Annotated in this window: 15 protein-coding genes; 10 read left to right on the forward strand and 5 right to left on the reverse strand. The window is 63.5% G+C overall.

The genetic code is table 11. The annotated features are described in order from the left end of the window. Nucleotides 1-62 precede the first annotated feature (62 nt). Together INT29_RS09205 and deoC are read left to right on the forward strand one after the other, a co-directional pair. Complete coding sequence (locus tag INT29_RS09205; RefSeq protein WP_193071453.1) at nt 63-1352, forward strand: thymidine phosphorylase; 1290 nt, start codon at nt 63-65, stop codon at nt 1350-1352. 44 nt (nt 1353-1396) lie between these two features. Next, nucleotides 1397-2050: a deoxyribose-phosphate aldolase gene (deoC, locus tag INT29_RS09210; protein ID WP_101573072.1), complete on the forward strand. Its 654-nt coding sequence runs from the start codon at nt 1397-1399 to the stop codon at nt 2048-2050. Nucleotides 2051-2125: 75 nt separating this feature from the next. On the opposite strand, the gene INT29_RS09215 is transcribed toward deoC, so the two are convergent. Then, nucleotides 2126-3277, reverse strand: coding sequence for a PucR family transcriptional regulator (locus INT29_RS09215; RefSeq protein WP_193071454.1), 1152 nt, complete (start codon nt 3275-3277; stop codon nt 2126-2128). A gap of 174 nt (nt 3278-3451) precedes the next feature. Between INT29_RS09215 and INT29_RS09220 the strand changes: the two genes are divergently transcribed. Together INT29_RS09220 and INT29_RS09225 are read left to right on the forward strand one after the other, a co-directional pair. Then, nucleotides 3452-5218, forward strand: a complete 1767-nt coding sequence (locus INT29_RS09220) for an aldehyde dehydrogenase family protein (RefSeq protein ID WP_101573129.1) — start codon at nt 3452-3454, stop codon at nt 5216-5218. A gap of 48 nt (nt 5219-5266) precedes the next feature. Then, nucleotides 5267-6802 carry a GMC family oxidoreductase gene (locus tag INT29_RS09225; protein ID WP_193071455.1) on the forward strand — a complete coding sequence of 512 codons (1536 nt, stop codon included), beginning with the start codon at nt 5267-5269 and terminating at the stop codon, nt 6800-6802. 33 nt (nt 6803-6835) lie between these two features. Here INT29_RS09225 and INT29_RS09230 read toward each other — a convergent pair whose 3' ends face one another. After that, on the reverse strand, nt 6836-7456 hold the full coding sequence (locus INT29_RS09230; RefSeq protein WP_226841796.1) for a hypothetical protein: 621 nt from the start codon (nt 7454-7456) through the stop codon (nt 6836-6838). Nucleotides 7457-7756: 300 nt separating this feature from the next. On the opposite strand from INT29_RS09230, the gene bioB reads away from it, so the two are divergent. Genes bioB through bioD form a run of 4 tightly spaced genes read left to right on the forward strand, consistent with a single transcriptional unit; the run spans nt 7757 to nt 12231 of the window. Beyond that, a complete protein-coding gene (gene bioB, locus INT29_RS09235) occupies nt 7757-9010 on the forward strand; it encodes a biotin synthase BioB (protein WP_374701029.1) in 1254 nt (417 codons plus the stop codon). Beyond that, nucleotides 9003-10337 (forward strand): adenosylmethionine--8-amino-7-oxononanoate transaminase, encoded by a 1335-nt coding sequence (gene bioA / locus INT29_RS09240; RefSeq protein WP_193071456.1) that lies wholly within the window; start codon nt 9003-9005, stop codon nt 10335-10337. Before bioB ends, bioA begins: the two co-directional genes overlap by 8 nt. Beyond that, on the forward strand, nt 10334-11467 hold the full coding sequence (locus INT29_RS09245; RefSeq protein WP_193071457.1) for an 8-amino-7-oxononanoate synthase: 1134 nt from the start codon (nt 10334-10336) through the stop codon (nt 11465-11467). The genes bioA and INT29_RS09245 overlap by 4 nt, the downstream gene beginning before the upstream one ends. Then, on the forward strand, nt 11464-12231 hold the full coding sequence (gene bioD / locus INT29_RS09250; RefSeq protein ID WP_319020870.1) for a dethiobiotin synthase: 768 nt from the start codon (nt 11464-11466) through the stop codon (nt 12229-12231). The genes INT29_RS09245 and bioD overlap by 4 nt, the downstream gene beginning before the upstream one ends. Nucleotides 12232-12443: 212 nt before the next feature. Here the strand turns inward: bioD and INT29_RS09255 are convergent, their stop codons facing one another. Together INT29_RS09255 and INT29_RS09260 are read right to left on the reverse strand one after the other, a co-directional pair. Beyond that, nucleotides 12444-14342 (reverse strand): phospho-sugar mutase, encoded by a 1899-nt coding sequence (locus INT29_RS09255; protein WP_193071458.1) that lies wholly within the window; start codon nt 14340-14342, stop codon nt 12444-12446. A gap of 103 nt (nt 14343-14445) precedes the next feature. Next, a complete protein-coding gene (locus INT29_RS09260) occupies nt 14446-15255 on the reverse strand; it encodes a purine-nucleoside phosphorylase (protein WP_193071459.1) in 810 nt (269 codons plus the stop codon). A gap of 46 nt (nt 15256-15301) precedes the next feature. Here INT29_RS09260 and INT29_RS09265 point away from each other — a divergent pair, with 46 nt between their 5' ends. Further along, a complete protein-coding gene (locus INT29_RS09265) occupies nt 15302-16303 on the forward strand; it encodes a GNAT family N-acetyltransferase (RefSeq protein WP_193071460.1) in 1002 nt (333 codons plus the stop codon). Between the two features lie 131 nt (nt 16304-16434). Next, nucleotides 16435-17910 carry an amino acid permease gene (locus INT29_RS09270; protein ID WP_193071461.1) on the forward strand — a complete coding sequence of 492 codons (1476 nt, stop codon included), beginning with the start codon at nt 16435-16437 and terminating at the stop codon, nt 17908-17910. 89 nt (nt 17911-17999) lie between these two features. On the opposite strand, the gene INT29_RS09275 is transcribed toward INT29_RS09270, so the two are convergent. Continuing rightward, a complete protein-coding gene (locus tag INT29_RS09275) occupies nt 18000-21695 on the reverse strand; it encodes an FtsK/SpoIIIE domain-containing protein (RefSeq protein ID WP_193071462.1) in 3696 nt (1231 codons plus the stop codon). Nucleotides 21696-21706: the final 11 nt, after the last annotated feature.

Consider the following 21706-nt stretch of genomic DNA (forward strand, 5'->3'; position numbering starts at 1 on the left):
CACCTCGGCGATCAGCTGTGACCACCGGAGTGGTCACATCCCGAGAACGAAGGACTGACACCGTGAGCGTAGAGGCATTCGATGCCGTCGACGTCATCGCCGCCAAACGCGATGGCCGCACCCTGAGCAGAGAACAGATCGACTGGGTGATCGACGCCTACACTCGCGGTGTCGTCGCCGATGAGCAGATGGCTGCCCTGGCCATGGCGATCTTCATCAACGATATGGCCCCGCGCGAGATCGCGGACTGGACGCAGGCGATGATCGCCTCGGGCGAGCGGATGGACTTCTCCTCCCTGTCACGTCCCACCTCGGATAAGCATTCGACCGGGGGAGTCGGGGACAAGATCACTCTGCCTCTGGCCCCGCTGGTCGCAGTCTTCGATGTCGCTGTCCCGCAGCTCTCGGGCCGCGGCCTTGGCCACACCGGGGGAACCCTGGACAAGCTTGAGTCCATTCCCGGCTGGCAGGCTGGCCTGAGCAACGAGGCGATCCTCGACCAGCTTGAGGACCTCGGTGCCGTCATCTGCGCTGCCGGGTCCGGTTTGGCGCCGGCGGATAAGAAGCTCTACGCACTGCGGGACACCACCTCGACGGTCGACTGCATTCCGCTCATCGCCTCATCGATCATGTCGAAGAAGATCGCGGAGGGTACGCAGGGACTCGTCCTCGACGTCAAGGTGGGGTCCGGGGCGTTCATGAAGGACCTGGGTAAGGCACAGAATCTGGCGCGGACCATGGTGGATCTGGGCAAAGCAGCCGGAGTCGAAACCTCGGCCCTGCTCACCGACATGTCCACCCCGCTGGGCCTCACGGTCGGCAATGCCCTCGAGGTCCGCGAATCCGTCGACGTCCTCGCTGGTGGCGGGCCCTCTGACGTTGTGGAACTGACGGTGGCATTGGCTGAGGAGATGCTGCGTCTGGCCGGTAAGACCGACGTGGATGTGCGTGCTGCGCTGAGTGATGGGCGCGCGATGGACGTATGGAAGCGGATGATCCGGGCCCAGAGTGGTGATCCCGAGGCCGTGCTGCCCGTGGCCGAGAACACTGAAATCATCGCCGCACCTGCATCCGGAGTCGTCAGTCGACTCGATGCGCTCTCCGTGGGAGTCGCCTCCTGGCGACTCGGCGCCGGTCGTGCACGCAAGGAGGACCCGGTCCAGGATGTGGCAGGCATCGAACTCCATGCCAAACCCGGCGACACAGTGACGGCGGGTCAGCCGCTCATGACCCTGCACACGGCGACCCCAGAACGCTTCGCCCGCGCGATCGAATTCCTCTCAGACGCCGTCGAGATCGGCGGCGACCTCAGCGGGGTCTCCGACTCGATCGTGCTCGAGAAGATCACCTGAAGCACATTGCTAGCTACATTCACGAATCACACTGGAGGACAACCATGACCAGCAGAGCCGAAGTCGCAGCGATCATCGATCACACACTGCTCAAGCCCGAAGCCACCCCTGCCGATGTCGAGGCACTCGTGTCGGAGGCGAAGGACCTTGGTGTGCTCGCGATCTGCGTATCCCCGTCGATGCTTCCCGTCTCCGATTCCGGCGATCTCGTCGTCGCCACGGTCGTCGGTTTCCCCAGCGGTCAGGTCAAGCCAGAGATCAAGGCCGCCGAGGCTGCCCGTGCAGTCTCCGACGGTGCGAACGAAGTCGACATGGTCATCAACGTCGGTCAGGTCATTGCCGGTGACTTCGACGCAGTCGAGGCTGACATTCGTGGCGTCGTCGCGGCCAGCGGCAACGCCCTGGTCAAGGTCATCCTCGAGACCGCAGCTTTGAACGATGAACAGATCGTCGAAGCCTGCCGCCGCGCCGAGGCTGCAGATGCAGGTTTCGTCAAGACCTCGACCGGTTTCCACCCCGCAGGTGGAGCCAGCGCACATGCCGTCTCGCTCATGCGCGAAGCCGTGGGCGATCGCCTCGGTGTCAAGGCTTCAGGCGGAATTCGCACCGTGGAAGCTGCAGAAGAGATGATTACTGCAGGAGCGTCTCGTCTGGGGCTGTCAGGATCGGCTGGAATCCTCGCCGAGCTGAGCGACTGAGCTCAGATACGACGAGTGAGGCTACGTCCAATTGCGGGACTCGGTCTCAGGCAGATCTTGGCGTCCCGGGCAGTCTCAGGCAGACTCTGGCCAATCCAAAAGGCGGATGGTTCGCAAGGCGGTGGTCAGCGCTGTCAGATCTGCAGGGTCGGAAATCGACCGAGAAGTCAAGGTCTCGAATTTGCGCAGCCGATAGTTCACGGTATTGCGGTGGCAGTAAAGAGCCTCGCTGGCTCTGGAGAGCGAGCCGCCACTTTCGACCCACGCTTCGAACGTGTCGAGGAGCATGTCACGATTCGGTTGTGGCTGGGTGCGCAACTCGGCAAAGGTTCGTCTGACCAACTGTCGGGCTTGTGATGGTTGGGAGCAGATGAGGGTATCCGTCGGAGATTGTCCGAAGTGATAAATGCCTTCGGCCCGATCATTCAGGCACTTCAGCGCGATGCGAGCTTGACGCGCGGCCTCGGCCGCATCATCGAGGCAATGGAATTCCTCGCTGACTCCTGCTCTGGCGCCACTGGTCGTGGAGAGAAACTCCGTTCTGTCGCGTAGAGCCAAAAGACACACTCGGCCACCATCGATCTCAGCCCAATGTGTGCACGCGCCCAGGACCTCGATGCCCGAAGCCTGTGCATCGGTCAGCATGACGAAGAAGCGCGAGTGATCGTCAAGTTGCAGCAGGTGGGCTGCGGTATTTCGGCGTTCGGATGTCACGGTCGATGAGAGCAAGTCGATGACGGCGGCGATGCGAGACTGTTCGGCCCAGCGCTCACGCGCCCCGGTGGCCTCTCGGTGAGCTTCGGCCGCAGCTGTGGAGAGATCGTCGAGAGCCGTCCACAATTCGGCGCCCAGAGGGAACACGTCCTTGCCGCTGTACTCGCTATCCGGGGTCATCGCCAGCTCCCGCCACAACCTCAAACCGGCCAAGCGATAGGCATGGAGGACACCCGACAGCTCCATCCCGTGTTCGGCCTTGACCCGTCCCGTGTTGTAGGCAGGACCGAGATCGAGAGTCCCACCTTCCAAATAGTTGAGGAGGGAATGGATGTTCGGTGTGATGAGGTCGACCAGAATCTCGATCGGGATGTGCTTCTCTGCGTAAGCTTGGTCTCCGGTGATGATGTCATCGGCGATCAGGCGAGCAAGGCAGTCGATATCCAGCCTCGAGGCAGGGTGAGTGCCGACTGATGCTGGACTGGAGCCGCTCTGCTCACCGTTGAGGTTCATCAAGCCAGGGTGACTGTTGCTTGTGCGCAGGCACAATGGTTTCGCTCAAGGTCTAGGTCGCCGCCCATAGGGGAAGACGACCGGTCGTGGATATGCTGGCATCACTGAAGGCAATGAAGCGGCCAGAGCAGGATGGAACCTGCGAGCGAACTGGCTCAACGAGGAGCAGAGAACATGACTACCGGCAATATTGCGCAGCCGCATGCGAGGCTCGGCGCGCCCGCCTATCCCTTGGATACCGTTCGTCTGGACGACGCGATCACCTCATTGGGTTCAGGAGTGCGGGCCTGGGCGGACATGTCGTTGGCCCAACGCTCACGCCTGCTCGAACGCACACATGAGTCGATCGCCCGGAATGTGACTCGGTGGACTCGTACGGCTGCGGATATCAAAGGGGTGGACCCCGAGTCTCAGCTGGTCGGTGAGGAATGGATGTCCGGCCCGTACGCTGCTCTGGCTGGATTCTCTTCCGCCGCTGCGAGCCTGCGACGGTTGGCAGCCGGCAGCTCTCCGGTGGACGGGATCGAACCGGCGAAGACAGCCGGAGGCAGACTGACCTGGAAGGTGCTGCCAGCCGATCTTCTCGAGTCGGTCCTGTTCCACGGTTTCTCCGCGAGGGTGTGGACCCTACCTGGTGTCACTGCCGAGGAAGTGCGTACGGGCGCCGGGCTGGGAGCCAGGCAACTCGGCAGGGCCGGTGGGATCAGCCTCGTCCTCGGAGCTGGCAACATCACCTCGATCGGGCCCTTGGATGTGCTGACGGAACTCATCGCTCACAATCGAGCCAGTCTCCTCAAGATCAACCCCTCCTTGGCGCCGCTCCTGTCGGTGTACCGGGAAGCGCTGGGCCCTCTTATCGACGCCGATCTTCTGAGGATCGTCCAAGGCGGCGCCGAGGTCGGTCAGTACCTGAGCGAACATCCCGACATCTCTCATGTGCATATCACCGGCAGCATCACCACCCATGACCGAATCGTCTGGGGCGAACACGGCAGCGACCATTCCGATGCGCCGGTCCTTGGCAAACCCATCACCAGCGAACTCGGCGGAGTCTCTCCTATCATCGTTGTGCCCGGCGCATGGTCGAAAGCGGACCTGAGATTCCAGGCGGAGAACATCGCCACTATGCGGTTGCACAATGCCGGCCACAATTGCATCGCCGCTCAGACAATCATCATCGACGCGCACTGGAGCCAACGTGACGAGTTCCTTCATGCGCTCAAAGATGCGCTGGAGCGCATCGACTCGCGAACTCCGTGGTACGCAGGCAGCCAGAACAGACTGCACCAGGCGGCGGCTGATCATGAGAACGTCGAGTCCTTTTCCCACGGGCAGCGACTTCTGGTCACAATCGATTCTGATCAGCCTGCCGATGTGGAAACCACCGAATACTTCGCTGCGGTTCTCGGCATCAAAATCATCTCTGCCGGAAACAGCACTGCCGAGCATCGGAGCGAAAACAGCGCAGCTTTCCTCCGTTCGGCTGTTGACTATGCCAACGACAGGCTCGCTGGCACCCTGGGGGCGAACGTCATCATCGCCCCCGGCACACACAAAGCGTTGGGATCACGATTCGACGCCGAGATCGAACGGCTGCGCTACGGGTCGATCGGAATCAATGTGTGGACCGGCCTGGCTTTCCTCACTCCCAAGGCCACGTGGGGCGCCTTCCCCGGGCACTCGCTGAAAGACGTGCAGAGCGGGATCGGCGTCGTGCACAACATGCTGCTCATCCCGCAGACCGAGCGGACCGTTGTCTCCGGGCCGTTCCGCCCCTTCCCCCGGTCAGTCCTCGGTGGGGAGTTCTCACTGTTTCCCAAACCACCGTGGTTCGTCACAGCACGCAGCGCAGCCCGCACTGGCCGGGCTCTGACTGAATTCGCCGCCAGCCCCAGCTGGGCAAAGCTGCCCAGCATATTCTTCCACGCATTCCAAGCCTGAACACTTTCCAGACCGTCATCGTGCACTGTGCACAAAGGAGCATCACCTATGACTGATCAATTTGATTACATCGTCGTCGGCGCCGGTTCGTCCGGAGCCGTCATCGCCTCGCGCCTGTCCGAAGACCCCGATGTCTCGGTGCTGCTGCTTGAAGCCGGCCCAGCGGACACGGACTCCAAAATCTCGATCCCGGCCGCGTTCTCCCAGCTGTTCAAGTCTTCTGTCGATTGGAACTACGAGACAACTCCGCAACCAGGTCTGGACGGCCGCACTGTGTACTGGCCGCGTGGAAAAGTACTCGGCGGTTCTTCTTCGCTCAACGCAATGATGTGGGTGCCAGGGTACGCTGCTGATTATGAGAACTGGGCCGCATTGGCCGGACCTGCGTGGGGGTGGGAAGCATTGGCACCGACCTTCGAAGCCACCGATATCAGCGTCACCGCTCAAATTGCCCCTCGACCTCTGACTCGAACCTTCCTCAACGCCGCGGCCGAGGCAGGTTATCGAATCGAGGAAGCGAATTCTGCGCGGCCCGAAGGCTTCACACAGGCTCAGGTGACCCAGCTCAGAGGGGCTCGCCACAACACTTCACAGGCATACTTGAAGCCAGCCAAGGGACGGGCGAACCTTACGGTGCGCACCGAGGCATTGGTTGAGAAGGTGCTCTTTGACGGGCACAGCGCCACTGGAGTCTCCTATGTGGTCGATGGAGCGCGCTTCGAAACGAAGGCCAGGCGCGAAGTCGTCCTCAGCGCTGGTGCTGTCAATACCCCCCAGCTGCTTATGCTCTCCGGTATCGGGGACCCCGCACAGCTGAATTCACACGGAATTCCGGTCCTCGTTGATGCTCCCGAGGTGGGGAAGAACATGCGAGATCATCTCTCGAGTCTGTTCTGCCTCGAGGTTGAAAGCGGTACTCTCAAGGACGCGACAAAGCTCCGCAGTGTCCTCAACTACCTCGTTCGGCGTAAGGGGATGCTGACATCGAACGTTGCTGAGGCATATGGATTCGTACGTTCGAAAGAGTCTCTGGCCCTTCCGGACATCGAAGTGATCTTCGCACCGGTCGCATACGTGCAGGAGGGGCTCAATGGGATCCCTAGCCACGGAGTTTCTCTCGGCCCGGTTCTTCTGCAGCCACAGAGCCGAGGCAGCATCACCTTGGCTTCAGCCGATCCTGGCGACAAGGTCATCATCGATGCGGGGTACCTCTCCGATCCCGAAGGTGCTGATCGGGCGACGATGCTGCGGGCTCTGGGCATAGTCAGCGACATCATCGCCTCCCCGTCGATCTCCGCTGTCACCAGCGGCCGCTACATAGCGCCGCTCGGTGCTGAACGCCTTCCTGCTGAAGAGCGGCTCTCCGCCGCACTCGAGGGTACCTCGCATACGCTCTATCACCCGACTTCGACAGCCAGGATGGGCACCGACACGTCATCGGTCGTCGACCCGCAGCTGCGGGTTCGGGGGGTCAGTGGGCTTCGCGTTGCTGACGCGTCCGTGATGCCGGAGATCATTCGCGGCCATACTCATGCGCCGACGGTCGTCATCGGTGAAAAGGCTGCCGAACTGCTGCGGAAGTAGTCAGGGAAGCGACCTGAGGGATGTCCGAATCGGTCAGGCGATCGCCGGTGATCGACGACAGATGAACCGGTCAGCGTGGTCGGCGGATTCTCTCACAGACGGGTCATCGCTTCGATGATGAGTGAGACGTCCTCGAGGCGGAAGCTCAGGGGGGGGTGCGGTGGAGAAATTACCGTCCTTGTCGCGGACGACGGTCGGATCCACGCAGTAGCTCAAGGCTTCTTCAAAGCCGAAGGGCAGGCCGGGAACGCGGGAGATCCATTTGAAACCAGTGAGAGGGTTGAAGGCACGGATGTCGTGAGCACGTGCGGCAGCGGCGAGACCACGCGAGGACACGATGGAGTTCGTAAAGACACTGCCGTCCGGAGCTCCGGTCTGCCTGCTCGTGATGTCCTCGCCCAGCAGAGGGCCCGCCTCGTCGCCGGATAGCTGACTGTAGTCGGCCGCGAGTGCAGAATCCGAGATAGCTGCGGAGAACCTGTCGACATCCGGGTCGTTGGCGATGATGAGTTCGGCACCGACCTCTCGGGCCAGCTCATACGACTCATCCAGGGCACCAGCCTCTTCCGGCTTCGAGAGGATCACGATCGGGAGACCCTGGTCAGGATCCTGCTGCTGTGAGGTGATCGGTTGGTATATGACTGGCGAAGTCAACCAGATCTTCAGTTCGCATCAGGGAGCCGCCCACTCCGAGCTGCCACGCCATCAGGCGGATGGAGACTATCACCACCGGAGGTGAGCCGAGTGGCGCTTTGCTCACCTGGGTGCCGGGTCGAGTGCTGCCACGTAGCCAGGGGATGAAAGTGACGAGTCCGTCGAAGCGCTCAAGTGTCATTGTAAGCCGTTCTTCCGGCCATTGATCATTCCGAAGGTGGAGGACGTCTGGAGGTGGCGGATGCGGCTGCGTCCGGAGAGCTCGATTTTGCTCTCTCCTGAACAGTGTTCAATAATTGGATTATGGTTAACTACTTGTCACTCGCCGAGAGTGTGCTCTCCGGCACCCCGGCCACTGCCTCCGATGCCCGCGCGATCCTGTCGTCCCCGAATGAGGATCTGCTCGACCTCGTCGCAGCCGCAGCCCGGCTGCGGCGCGAGCACTTCGGCAAGCGCATCAAGGTCAACTACCTCGTCAACCTCAAGTCCGGGCTGTGCCCGGAGGACTGCAGCTATTGTTCGCAGCGCCTAGGCTCCGAAGCGGAGATCCTCAAGTATTCCTGGCTGCCCAAGGAAGAGGCCAAGCGCCAGGCGGAATTCGGCCTGGCCGGAGGTGCCTCGCGCGTCTGTCTCGTGGCTTCCGGCCGCGGTCCGTCGAACCGGGATGTCGAGCGCGTCTCGGGAATGGTTGAGGAAATCAAATCTGCCACTCCCGACGTCGAGGTCTGCGCTTGTCTCGGATTCCTCAAGGATGGCCAGGCGCAGCGCCTCAAAGAGGCCGGAGTCGATGCTTATAACCACAACCTCAACACCGCTGAGTCCCACTACGCCGACATCTGCTCGACGCACACCTTCGCCGACCGGGTCGACACCGTCGACAGGGCTCGCGGCGCCGGCCTCTCCCCATGCTCGGGACTCCTCGTCGGCTTGGGCGAGACGAACGACCAGATCATCGAGGCGATCGAATCGCTCAAGGCTGTCGACTCCGACTCGATCCCGGTCAACTTCCTCATCCCTTTCGACGGCACTCCTTTGGAGGGCACCAACACGTTGACTCCGCAGCACTGTGTGAGGATTCTGTGCGCTGTGCGCTTCCTGTGCCCGGATCGCGAACTGCGCATCGCCGGCGGCCGCGAAATGCACCTGCGTTCGCTGCAGTCGCTGTCGCTGAATGTGGCCAATTCCCTGTTCCTCGGCGACTACCTCACTTCGGAGGGCCAGGCTGCCGAAGAGGATCTCGACATGATCGTCGATGGCGGGTTCGAGATTGTCGGCACCGAGAGTGCCCAGCAGCTGCGTGACGAGCTCAAGGCCCACCGGGCAGCCCATCACGCTGCCTTCGACAGCGAAGCACCCGGCCACGCGAACGGCGAAGGTGCGTTCGCTGCCGGCACCGGCGCATCGAGCGAGGCTGCATCGGTACCAGTCTCAGCTGGCACACTGCCGTGCGGCAAACCACTGGCGCCTGTCGGTTACGAGGCAGGCAACTCGGGCGTGACGATTCCGACGATCCGTCGCCGCGGTGCTGGCACAGAGGTTTCTCCCAATGCCTGAGTCGGCACGATCAGGCCCCCAGAGTACCCTGGAGAGGGATGCTGGTCTCCTGTGGCATCCCTATGGTCCGCTCGATTCTGGCGCGCATTTTTCAGTCACCGGTGCAGCCGGTCCCCATGTGGAACTGTGTGATGCGTCCGGCACGACGCATCGGCTCCTGGACGGAATGAGCTCGTGGTGGGCGGTTGTCCACGGCTACCGCCACCCGGTCATGGACGCGGCACTGACAGCCCAAGTTCGCTCGTTCTCGCATGTCATGTTCGGCGGTCTGACTCACGGGCCGGCCGTCGACCTGGCCGAGCGTCTCGTCGCGGTCACACCTGCCGGACTCGACCATGTCTACCTGGCCGACTCAGGCTCGGTCTCGGTCGAAGTCGCGCTCAAGCTCGCCATCCAGTATCAACAGGCTCGCGGACGTGACCGCGGACGCTTCCTCGCCCTCGAAGGCGCCTATCACGGTGACACGAGCGGAGCGATGAGCGTGTGCGATCCGGTCGGCGGGATGCACGCCGATTTCGCCGGGCTGCTGGCCTCTCAGCTGTTCCTGCCGCGTCCTCCGCTGCCGGAGGCTTCCACCGCCGAAGTCGATGCATGGGTAGTCCTGGCTGAGAACCTCGTCGACGCGCATGGGTCCGAACTCGCTGGTATCATCGTTGAACCTCTCTTTCAGGGCGCTGGCGGCATGCGCCCCTATCACCCAGCCGCCTTGTGGGCGCTCCGGCGACTGGCCAACGAGATCGACGCCGTGCTCATCGCCGATGAGATCGCCACCGGATTCGGACGCACCGGCGCCGATTTCGCCTGCCGGTCGGCCGGCATCACCCCGGATGTCATGTGCCTGGGCAAAGCGCTGACCGGCGGCTATCTTACGCTGGCAGCCCTCATGTGCAGCGGCCCGATAGCCGAGGTCATCACCGCCTCCTCCCACCGGGCGCTCATGCACGGACCGACCTTCATGGCCAATCCGCTGGCCTGCGCGGCAGCCACCGCCTCGGTCGGGCTGCTCTTCGCCGATGACACGAGCGCGTGGGAGCCAGCCATCGCCCGCATCTCTCCGGCTCTCGAATCCGGTCTTGCCCCGGCGCGACAGCTGACGCACGTCACCGAGGCGCGTGTGACCGGTGGCATCGGAGTCATCGAACTCGACCGCCCGGTCGATGTCGGACTCACCACGCGCATCGCCGCAGAGCATGGCGTGTGGCTGCGGCCCTTTCGGCAGCACATCTACACGATGCCGCCCTACATTTCGACGCCGGAGACGATGGAGACGATCACAGCAGCGATGGTCGCAGCCGCCGCGGCGCACTCCGAAGGAGAGCTGCAGTGAATGTCATTGCCTCCCGCCTTGCCGCTGCAGCCGAATGGCGAAGGTCCGCCGATCTGGACCGCAATGATCTGGTGCTCAACGGACTTGACCTCGCCTCCAACGATTACCTGGGCCTGTCGCAACATCCGATCGTGCGCGCGGCGGCGATCGAGGCGATCGAACGCTATGGCACCTCAGCCAGGGCCTCGCGACTTGTCACCGGAACCACACCCGCCCATCATCGTTTGGAAGCCGCGCTGGCCGAACGGCTGCGCCACCCGGAATGTGTGACGTTCTCCAGCGGATATCTGGCCAACATCGCCGCGGTCACGACCTTAGCCGGGCCGGACACACTCATCGTCTCCGACGCCCATAATCACGCTTCACTTATCGACGCCTGTCGCCTGACGAAGGCCTCGTTGACCGTCGTTGCCCACAACGATCCGAGCGCCGTCGAAACCGCCTTGGCCTATCGTGAGCAGGCGGAGGCGCTCGTGATCGTCGAATCGGTCTACTCCGTCCTGGGCGACGCAGCCGATCTGCCGCGACTGCTTCAACACTGCGCCCGCTACGATGCTCTGCTGCTCGTTGACGAGGCCCACGGGATCGGCGTGGCCGGTGTCGAGGCACACAGCGGAATGGGCGCCGCCGCAGGCCTGATCGAACACCGTGACCGGCTCGTCGTCACTGCGACCCTGTCGAAGTCGCTCGGCTCTCAAGGAGGAGCGCTGCTGGGTTCCAAGCTCATCCGCGATGCCGCCGTCAACACTGCCCGCTCCTTTATCTTCGACACCGGGCTCGCCCCGGCCAACGCGGCAGCGGCCCATGCAGCGCTTGGCCTCATCACTCGCGACAGGGTGGCATCGATGGAAGGTTCGCGTGCCCAACTTGCAACTGCGCTTGAGGTGCCGATTCCTGCCGGCGCGGTGCTCTCAGTGCCGATGCCGACTCCAGAATCCGGAGTGCGAGCCCGCGCTCTGCTGCGCAAGGAGGGGATCCTGGTCGGCTGCTTCCGCCCACCATCCGTCCCTGACGGGATCACGCGCGTGCGGCCGACCGCGCGTGCTGGTCTGAGCTCCGATGAGCTGGCCCATGCCTGTGAGCGGATCCGGTCGATCACCGACGCCTGCGTTTCGACGGCAGCAGAGTGATTCCGCGTTTCCTGCTCGTCACGGGAACCGACACCGGTGTCGGCAAGACTATCGCTACCGCGGCTCTGGCCGCGACACTGACAGCGGCCGGGCGGCGGGTGGTCATGTGCAAGCCGATCCAGACGGGGCACATCGACCCTGACGACCCTCAGCGTGAGCAGCTTGAAGTCGACTACAGCGATGTCGTCACCGAATCCGACGCTCAGATCGTCGCCCGGCTGACCGGAATCCATACGTTTACGAATATCACGTTGCGTCTGCCGATGGCTCCGCTTCCGGCTGCCCGTGTGGAATCGGCCGGATCTGTCTCGTATACTACCGGCGCAGTCTCGATCCTGCCCAGCGCAGCCGAGCATGCAGAGCTCATCCGCACAGTTGCCGAACGCACCAGTGCTGACCACGTCCTCATCGAAGGCTCAGGGGGAGCGCTCGTCGACTTCGGAGGCCACACGGCCGCCGACATCGTCGCCTGCCTATCGGCCGACAGAGACTCCATCGGTGCCGTCATCGTCGCCCGCTCGCGCCTGGGCACCCTCAACCACACCGCTCTGACCGCCGAAGCGCTCAGGAGCAGGCAGATTCCGGTCACCGGCATCATCATCGGCTCGTGGCCCGAGCCTGCGCCGATGGTCGACCGTGACAATCACTCTGCGCTGTCCGCTATTGCCACCATCCTCGGCGCGGTTCCCGCCGGAGCCGGTCACTGCCTCGGGCGTGGCGAGTTCACTGCACAAGCACCCGGTTGGCTCCATCTGCCTCAGTGACAAAGATATGACTGCGCTGCTTCCACCGTGTATCAGGCAGGTTCGAACCATCTTCTGAATTGGCGCTGGTCGTCATTGCACTCAACCTCACAGGAGCCGCGGCAGTCCTGACTGGTCAGGTGCCGTCGCTTCCAAGCCACTGGAGATGCGCCCAATCCTCGAGGCACTCACCATGATCAGAATTTGTACCAACATCCGGGCCAGGTATCGGATCAGAGGCCGAAGAAGGCCTTGAGCTCGGTGTTTATAGAGGTCAGACGCTCCGTCAGGGCCGGTGCGAGGGAAGCACTCGCCGAGGTGGCCGGCAGCCGCATTCCTGCACTGACCGCGGCCCGGGTGTCGGCGTGGATCGAGGCCTCCAGCTCGGAGGGTTCGGCGACGACTTCGAGGTAGCACTTGAGCTTTGGCTCCGTGCCCGAAGGCCGGATGATGACTCGGGAGTTCGACTCCGAGAGCAGCAGGATCCCGTCGGTGGGAGGTATTTCTCCGTAACCGGCTGAGAGGTCGTGGATTTCGACGACCGGAGACCCAGCCAGGGACACCGGCGGATTCTCCCGCAGCTTCGCCATAGCCGTAGCGATGAGAGAGACATCGTCGAGGCGAAAGCTCAGCGGGGCGGTGGCGAAGAAGCCGTCGCGCTTCCGGATCCGATCGAGTTCTGCCTCGATGCTCGACCCGTGCTCCTTCAACCTCGAGACCAGCGCTGCGAAGGTTACGGCCGCGGAGATTCCATCCTTGTCGCGCACTGCAGACGGGTCGACGCAGTATCCCAGCGCCTCCTCGTAGCCGAAGACGAGGCCGGTGACGCGGGAGATCCATTTGAAACCGGTGAGCGTGTTCGCCGCCGCGAAGCCATGGCTGGCGGCAGCTGAGGCCAGCCCCCGAGAGGACACGATCGAGTTCGCAAACACCAGAGCAGGTGATTCCGCACCCCCGCCAGTGACGTCCGGCGCCTCGGCTTCGACCGAATCCAAGGCGCCGGGCGAGGACCCGAGCTGTGCCGCATGATGTGTCCCGGCAGCCAACCGGACCGCGGCATCCTCGCCCAGCAGCAGACCCACCTCGTCACCGGACAGCTGCCGGTACCCGGACGCAGTCGAGGCATCCGGAATGGCCGCGGAGAACCGGTCGGCATCGGGATCGTTGGCGATGACGAGTTCGGCACCGACCTCGCGGGCCAGCGCATAGGATTCGTCGAGCGCCCCGACCTCCTCGGGGTTGGGGAACGAGACCGTCGGGAAGTCCGGATCCGGAGCCTGCTGCGAGGGCACCGGGTGCACATCGGTGAAGCCGGTGCGGGTCAGAGCCGCCTCGGCGACCGCAGCGCCGACACCGTGGAGTGAGGTGAGTACGATTGACAGCTCGGACTCTGCTCTCACCCCCAGTGCCTCGATGCGAGCCAGGTAGGTCTCGACGATTGAGTGATCGAGGTGTTCCCAACCGGACTCGGCACGCGGGACCGAGGCGACCGATTCGACCGCGGCGATCCGTTCGGCGATGAGGGCATCGGCCGGGCTGACGATCTGGGCGCCGGCACCAGCCTGGGCGGCGGACGGATTGGTCTCGATCGCCAGCAGCGGACGCTGGCCCAGGTAGACCTTGTAGCCATTGTCAGCAGGCGGATTGTGGCTGGCGGTGACCATGACACCGGCATCGGCCTGCAGGTGGGACAGGGCGAAGGCGAGCAGCGGAGTGGGCAGCTGATCGGGCAGTTGGATGGCTGTCCCTCCCGCTGCGGTGACGACGGCGGCGGTGTCGGCTGCGAAGTCGGAAGACCGGTAGCGGGCATCGCAGCCGATGACGACTGTGAAGCCCTCACCGACGGTGTCCAGCAAGAATCGGGAGAGCCCGGCCGCAGCGCGGATGACGACGGCGCGGTTCATACGGTTCGGTCCGGCCGCGATCTCTCCGCGAAGACCCGCGGTGCCGAAGGTCAGGGGGCCGGCGAAGCGATCTTCGAGGTCGGCCAGAGCCGTTTCGTCACCGGTCGTCGCGGCGGCGAGGATAGTGCGCAGGGTAGTTGCTGTCTGCTGGTCGGGGTCGTCGGCGATCCATGCCTCGACGACGTCGGCATCGAATCCGTTGGTGAAGCGATCGGCTACTCGGGTCATGTCTGTCCTTGTCCGGTGTTGTCGGCGAGAGGGATGCGGTTGGGCGGGCGAGTGATGCCGGTGTGTCTTCGGGGCAGCAGCTGCTCAGAGTGTGCGGGCTCGCTCAGAGCTTGGCGACGATGTCGGCGAGCAGTCCGGAGATGCGTGGGGCGGCCGCGACTCCGGCTTCGATGACCTCGGCATGGGAGAGCGGGGTCTCCTGAATGCCGGCGGCCAGGTTCGTGACCAGAGAGATGCCCATGAGTTCCAGACCGGCCTGACGTGCGGCGATGGCCTCCAACGAGGTGGACATTCCAACGAGGTCCGCGCCGAGGACCCCGGCCATGCGCACCTCGGCGGGAGTTTCGTAGTGGGGCCCGCTGAACTGTGCGTAGACGCCTTCGTCGAGGCTGGGGTCGATCTCCTTGGCGATGGCGCGCATGCGCGGGGAGTACAGGTCGGTGAGGTCGACGAAGTTCGCACCTTCGATGGGTGAGGTGCCGGTGAGGTTGAGGTGGTCGGAGATGAGGACCGGGGTGCCGGCAGCCCAATTGCGGTTGAGGCCTCCGCAGCCGTTGGTGAGGACGAGGCTCTCGCACCCGGCGGCAGCGGCGGTGCGGACTCCGTGGGCGACGGCGCGCACGCCCTTGCCTTCGTAGTAGTGGGTGCGGGAACCGAGGACGAGGGCGTGCTTGCCGCTGGCTTCGATCCGAATCGTGCGCAGGGTGGCGCCGTGGCCTTCGACAGCGGGTGCGTGGAAGCCGGGGACTTCTGCGGCCGAGATTTCGCTGATCGTCTCGCCGAGGAGCTCCGCTGCTCCGCCCCAACCCGAGCCGAGAACGAGAGCAATGTCATGGGCCTCGATGCCGGCTTTGGAGTTGATGGTCGTGGCCGCGGCGCGGGCGGCGGCGGTAGGATCGCTTAAGTCAGTCATGACGCCAAGATTATCAAGTTATCGACCCGTTCAAGGAGCGCACACAATGCCGATCAGAGACCTGACCGATGGTGACGACCTGCGGTTGAACGAGGTGTTCGCCGACGCCGATACGCCGGCCGCTCATATGGCCAGGTCCCTGTTCCGTCCCTCCTCGGATTCTCCCTTGCTGCGATCTGTCATCGCCGAGGTGGTCCCTGAGGTTCCCGTCGGGGCCGCAGCGATCGCCGAGTCCCCCCTTCACCCCTACCGGGCGTGGGTCAATGTCGAGGTCGCGAGCGAGGAACAGGGCCACGGTCAGGGTCGAGAACTCTTCGAAGCAGCCTGCGCTGAAACCGTCGGGACTGCCCTGGAGGGACTTGATCTGCGCACACGTGTGCAGGCCGGCAGCCCGGGTGCCGGATTCGCGCAGGCACTGGGCTTCACTCCTCTGACGACGACACGAGTGATTAAGGTTGCCGCCGGCGCACTGCCGCCCAGCGGTGGCGGACGTGCCGAGGACCTCGAGATTGTGGCCACCGGATCGGTGAAACTGACGAAGGCGTTTCTGGCCTGGTACACGGCTGTGAACAAGGACGACGCTGTTGGTCCGCTGACGATCGGACAGGTCAACAACGCGTTCCTCTCCGAAGCCGCCGGAGCCCATGGCGCCGCTCTTCTGGGCGGTGACGCCGGTGCGGCTGAAGACTCCGGGCTGAGCGCCTTCGCTGTCTCCTACGCTCGCGAAGCCAACCAGACTGGCGTCGAGATCACGGATGCCATGCCGGCACCAGGTGACGACGAGGAAGCACCCACTGAACTCATCATCGGATCGATGTTCGAAACTCGCGAGGAAGCCTCCGACACTACGAGCGAGCTGTTCAGGGCAGCGATCGCCGATGCCGAGCTCCTCCTCGCTCGGCTCTCCGTCGATGCCGACGTCGTCCTCGAAGTCACGAGTGGCATGCCGGTAGTTTCCGCCCTGGCAGACCGACTCCTCGAATCCGGTCAAGCCACGGAACTCTACCGCTACGAAACTCTCTCGGGACCGCCCGCCGACGCTCGCTGAGCAGACGTTGCATCCGGGACCACCTCACCGATCCTCGGACCGTGTCTGAGGCGCCTACCGGCCGAAGGCCCCAGAGCTCACAATGACTGGGCCAGGCTTGTCGAGAGAGTTTGAGAGAAAGTAGGACACCCATGTCTTCAGCTGACAGGGGGAGCAGTGAGGCGATCAGCCATGCCAAGGACACTGAGAACGTGGGCCTGCACAGGGGACTGAGTGCCCGGCACATCCGTTTCATGGCCTTGGGGTCGGCCATCGGCACGGGGCTGTTCATGGGGTCCTCGGAGTCGATCCAGGCCGCTGGTCCGTCTGTGCTGATTGCCTACATCATCGGCGGTGCCGCCGTCTTCATGGTGATGCGTGCGTTGGGCGAAATGCTGGTCCGCCACCCTGTCTCGGGATCCTTCGGTCAGTTCGCATCGAGCTATCTCCACCCCTTCGCCGGTTTCCTCGTCGGCTGGACCTTCGTCTTCGAAATGGTCCTCGTCGCCGTCTTCGACGCCACCGCCATCGGCGTGTACATGGGCTTCTGGTTCCCCGGAGTGCCGCGCTGGATTTGGGTGCTGGCCGTCGTGTTCTTCATCGCCGCCATCAACATGATCGGCGTCAAAGTCTTCGGTGAGCTGGAGTTCTGGTTCGCGCTCATCAAGATCGTCGCGATTATCGCCCTCATCGCGGCCGGCGTGGCCATCATCATCTTCGGCTTCGGCATTGCCTCCCACGATCAGATGGGTCCGGAGGCTCTGTTCGACCACGGTGGGCTGTTCCCCCACGGATTCTGGGGACTTCTCTCATCATTCACGATCGTGATGTTCGCCTTCGGCGGCATCGAGATCATCGGAGTCACCGCCGGTGAAGCACAGAACCCCAGGAAAGTGCTGCCGGCCGCCATCAACTCGGTGCCGATACGCATCCTGCTCTTCTATGTGCTCACCCTCGGGGTGATCATGTGCATCCTGCCCTGGAACCAGATCACCTCGGAGATCAGTCCCTTCGTCGCAATCTTCGACTCTGTCGGCTTCAGTGCGGCAGCTGCCATCCTTCAGGTTGTGCTCATTACGGCGGCGCTCTCCGCCATCAATGCCGATATCTTCGGCGCCGGTCGGATGCTCCACGGTCTGTCGGAACAGGGGCAGGCACCGCGTTCCTTCGCCCACACCACCCGCAACGGAGTGCCGGTGATGACAGTGATCACGATGATCGTGGCTCTGCTGATCGGCGTGCTCCTCAACTATCTCTACCCCGACCAGGCCCTGTTCCTGCTGGGCGCATTGGCGACGTTTGCGACGGTTCTGGTGTGGCTGGTCATCCTCGCCGCTCATATTCGGATGAAACGGGTGCTGGCACAGGAGAACCGACTGCGCAGTGAGTTCCCGATGCCGCTGTGGCCTGTGGGGTCCTGGGCTACGGTGGCGTTCATCGGCTTCGTCATCGTCATGGTCGGAATCGTGCCTGATTCCCGTCCGGCACTGTGGGTGGGTCTTCTCTGGGTCGGAGCACTGTGGCTGGCCTACTTCGCCGTTGTTCGGGGTGAGGGCCGCCGCCCCTACCAGCTCATCGACCACACCGAGTCAATGCCCGCCGGCAGGCACAACGCGCACACTGACTGATCGTCGTCTCGAATCGTGATCGGCCGGGCGAACTCTGCCGTGACCAGGGTCGATACAAGACGTCCAGCTCGATACAAGACATCCAGAAGTTAAGACGATCGATTCGATGTCGCGAGAGAGCCCGGTAGGTGCGCCGGGCTGGGACTGGGCTCAACGGTTCTCTCCGCTGAGAAGAGCCTCACTGCCTGAGTTCGCTGCTCGGTGACGAACCATGCTGTCCCCGGATCCCCGTCGAGTGGTGGCAGCCTGAGGAAACCCAGGTTGCTGAGGTCCTGCCGACTGTGGGCGCCGAGGATCAGCATCGGCCCCAGGCCCTGTGCCTTAGCCAATGATGAGCCGTAGCCGGGAGTGAACCGCACCGGCATCGTCAGCACATGCAGGCCACCGTCGCCGAGATCGACGGCGTCCGAGTTCGTCTCCAGATGCGCATCGTCATGGACCGTGAGCGCTTTCCGGCTGCCTGTTGCTTGAGCGGAACACGTCTCCTGCAACATGGCTGCTGTCGTGCTCTTCCCAGACTGCGGTGATCCTCTGACACTGAGAACCTCTCCGTCACGGTCCGGATCCCATACAACGAGGGCACCGAAGGGGTCGGTTCCCAGCGGGATCCCTGTGCCCGCCGGATCCAGTCGCGGGGCCCCACGCCCGGGTACCGCAGTGAGTCCGCGCCATCGTGGTTCGAAGGCGCCGCGTCTGTCATGGCTGTCGAATGCGTGGGAGATATTCTGCTGGTGAGGCACCAACTGCACATCGGCGCCGTCACCACCGGCTTCCTGTGCATTGGGGCCCACGAGCACTGCCCTGTATTCGGGCCACGTTCCGACGAATCGTTGCCGGGACAATCCGACGCTGAGTCCATCACCTCCTGCCCCAGGTGGGAAGATTACCTGTGATGTGAAGGCGGCACTTGTGCTCGTAGACGTGCGGCACCCGGCCAACAGGAACGTCAACCCCAACCCAGAACCATGTTTGAGCAGCCGTTCCGTTTCGGCAGCCATCTGGTGGTCCATGGAGTCGATGAATTCGTTCCAATTGCTGCACACCACAATCGTGGCCGGCAGGGTGCCGGTGCCGGTGGGTACGTTGCCTACCGTAGAAGCACGGTGCAGATGGTCGAGGATCGTGTGAAATCGCCACCCGGTGTCCATTCCGCAAGTGACCTCGGCCCAATCCATGGACTCTGCGATTCGTCCCAGAGCCACCACTCGGTGGGTCGCAGCGGCACTGGATGCCATTCGCCGCATGACTGACGCGATGGCATCTGGGTCGGTGCCGACGACGATGGTCGAGCCATCGAGGGCAGGAGAATAAGACCAGGTGCTCTGCTTCTGGTGGCTGGGAATGTCCACGATCCCGGTCAACGACGTATCCGTCACCCCTGGATCGTCTTCTCTGGGGCTGCCCTCAGCAGACGACGCTGAAAACAGTACAGGGACATTCTCGAGATCGGGCAGTGGTGGGAGAACCACAGGGTGACGTGGAGGCGGCGGCGGATGTGACTGGTCACGGTTCTCACGGTCTGCCTGTTGGAGATTGCTGACACGGATTCCGTTGACGCTGTGCTGGGTGGGAAGACCCCGGCCAGGTTCCCACGGTCGCAGACGAGGCCGGTGGCGCACCTCGGCAGTGGTGACAGCAGTGGACGTGGGGACGGCGACCCGGAACTCCACGATCGACGAACCCGAGTCGAGGCACGCAGCGCCCGGGCTCTCAGGTGGCAGGCGTGCGGCATCGTTGACTCCGATGACATCGAAGGAGTCCGCATCCTCGCGCACGCGCAAGCACACACGAATATTGATGTTGGCTTTCATCTGCCCGGTGACGATGCCGAGCGGGCGCTGCGTGGCAAGGATCAGATGTACGCCCAAGGACCGGCCCAAAGCTGTCAGGTGCTCGAGCAGATCGGCTGCCTTCGGGTGGGTCGCCATGAGGGCGTGGAACTCATCGATGACGACGACCAACCTCGGCGGGCGATCGTCGAGTTCGAGGACATCGGAGCATTCGTGGTCGGCGAGGAGTCGCTCGCGTCGGGTGATCTCGGCACGGACTGAGACTAAGGCGCGGAAGGCTGCAGCCGAATCGAAATCATCGAGGACGCTGTCCGTGTGCGGCAGATCTTCCAGCGGGGAGAATGTCGCCCCACCCTTGAAGTCGATGAGGACGAAGTTCAGCCGCGAAGGTGGGTGTTCCAAGGCCATCGCGAGCAGCCAGGTCTGGAGCAGTATGGATTTCCCACTGCCGGTCGTGCCCGCCACGAGTGCGTGGGGTCCGTCGTTGAAGAGGTCGAGGGTGATGTCCCCGTCTTGTCCGCGCCCGATCGTGACCGGTCCGGGCGAAGTTCGAGCCCAGCGCCGGCGAATGGCCCGCGGCGCGTCATCATAGAGGTCGCCGAGGCCGTGGTTGGGCAGACGCTCGTTCCCGGCCCTGCTCACCTCCCGGTGTTCGAGGGTGAGGAACCGGCCGGGTGGCATGAGGGCGGCAGTGAGAGTTCTGCCGGGCACGGGACCTTCTGCCGCTGAGGAATCCTCGGTGCGCGCCTGGGCCAGACTGCCCAGCGAAAGGGAGATCGAGGCGGTGGGCGCGGGTGCCTGTGCATGCAGCGTCGTCGTTGATTCCGGTCCGGAAAAGCTTACGCAGATCATCGACTCGGTTGGATCCTCGTGGCTGAAGCGACCGCCCTGCAGCTCCGGCAGCTGGAGCAGGTTCTGGTCGGGGGACCACTCGTAGGCGCGATCGGCCAACCAGGACAGGGCCATGCTGCGCAGCTGCTCGTGATCGCCGGTGACCGTCACCGAGGTTGTGCTCGGGTCGATGCGAAGCGGCACATCATCGATGATGACCGTCCCGTCAAGGTGATCGGTGCCTGTGCGAAGCTCATCGGCGATAGTGATGGGGCCGAGCGCTGATCCGAAGCCAAGGCACAGACCCGACCCTGACTGCAGCCGACGCCTGTGTTCGATGACCAGAGTGGCCAACCTGCGCTTCGCTGTCTCGACGGCGCCTTTCCGGTCGATGACACATTGAGCGCAATCGCGGACATACCGACGCTTCTCCATGATGTAGGCGACGTATCCGGAGATGGGCGCGGACACGCTGAAGAGGAGAAACCACCACATTCCGGTGACGAGGGCGAGGACCCCACCGATGGCGATGGGGATGAGGAACGCCCACCATTGGGGAGGTTTGGCCGGGCGAGGATCGTCGATCAGTCTGGGTGCCACATGTGTGGGTTCCCGACCGCGAGCGGTGGAGACACGAAGCATGTGAGTGTCTGAGCGAGTTCGACTTGGCTGGGGCGTGGTCCGGGAGGCGGGGGCGAAGACTGTGGTGCCCAAGGCTGAGAATGTCTGCTCTCTGGCGGGTCCGAGTTCCAGTCGCGTCGGCCGGCGGGACATGCACGGGTCGACGATGGTGAGGCATCCGGGCTGACTGATCCGACTGAGCAGAGGAGCGCGGGGATCGATGTCGATCGTGAATCCGGAATCGGGGCCCGCGAGCACCGTCACGCAGGCAGATCCTGAACCGCGACAGAGCGCGGACGCTCCGAGGACTGTGACCGGGTTCAGAGACTGCCAGCGTCCCCACGCCATTGATTTCACCGTGTTCTCTGGGTGTCCGGAGCCTGCGGGCAGACGGTTTCCTGTGATGAGGTCCGTCGAGGTCAGGATGGGGCCGAAGACGGCGCGGAATACCTGGAGAACAGGCACCTCGGAGTCTGCCTCGATCACGTCGGTGCGAATGTTAGCGTTTGCGTCGATGCGATGAATGAGGCCGAGCGTGTTCATGCTCCCAGGAT

Origin of the sequence: Brevibacterium sp. FME37, from assembly GCF_014897485.1 — a bacterium.
Lineage (GTDB): Bacteria > Actinomycetota > Actinomycetes > Actinomycetales > Brevibacteriaceae > Brevibacterium.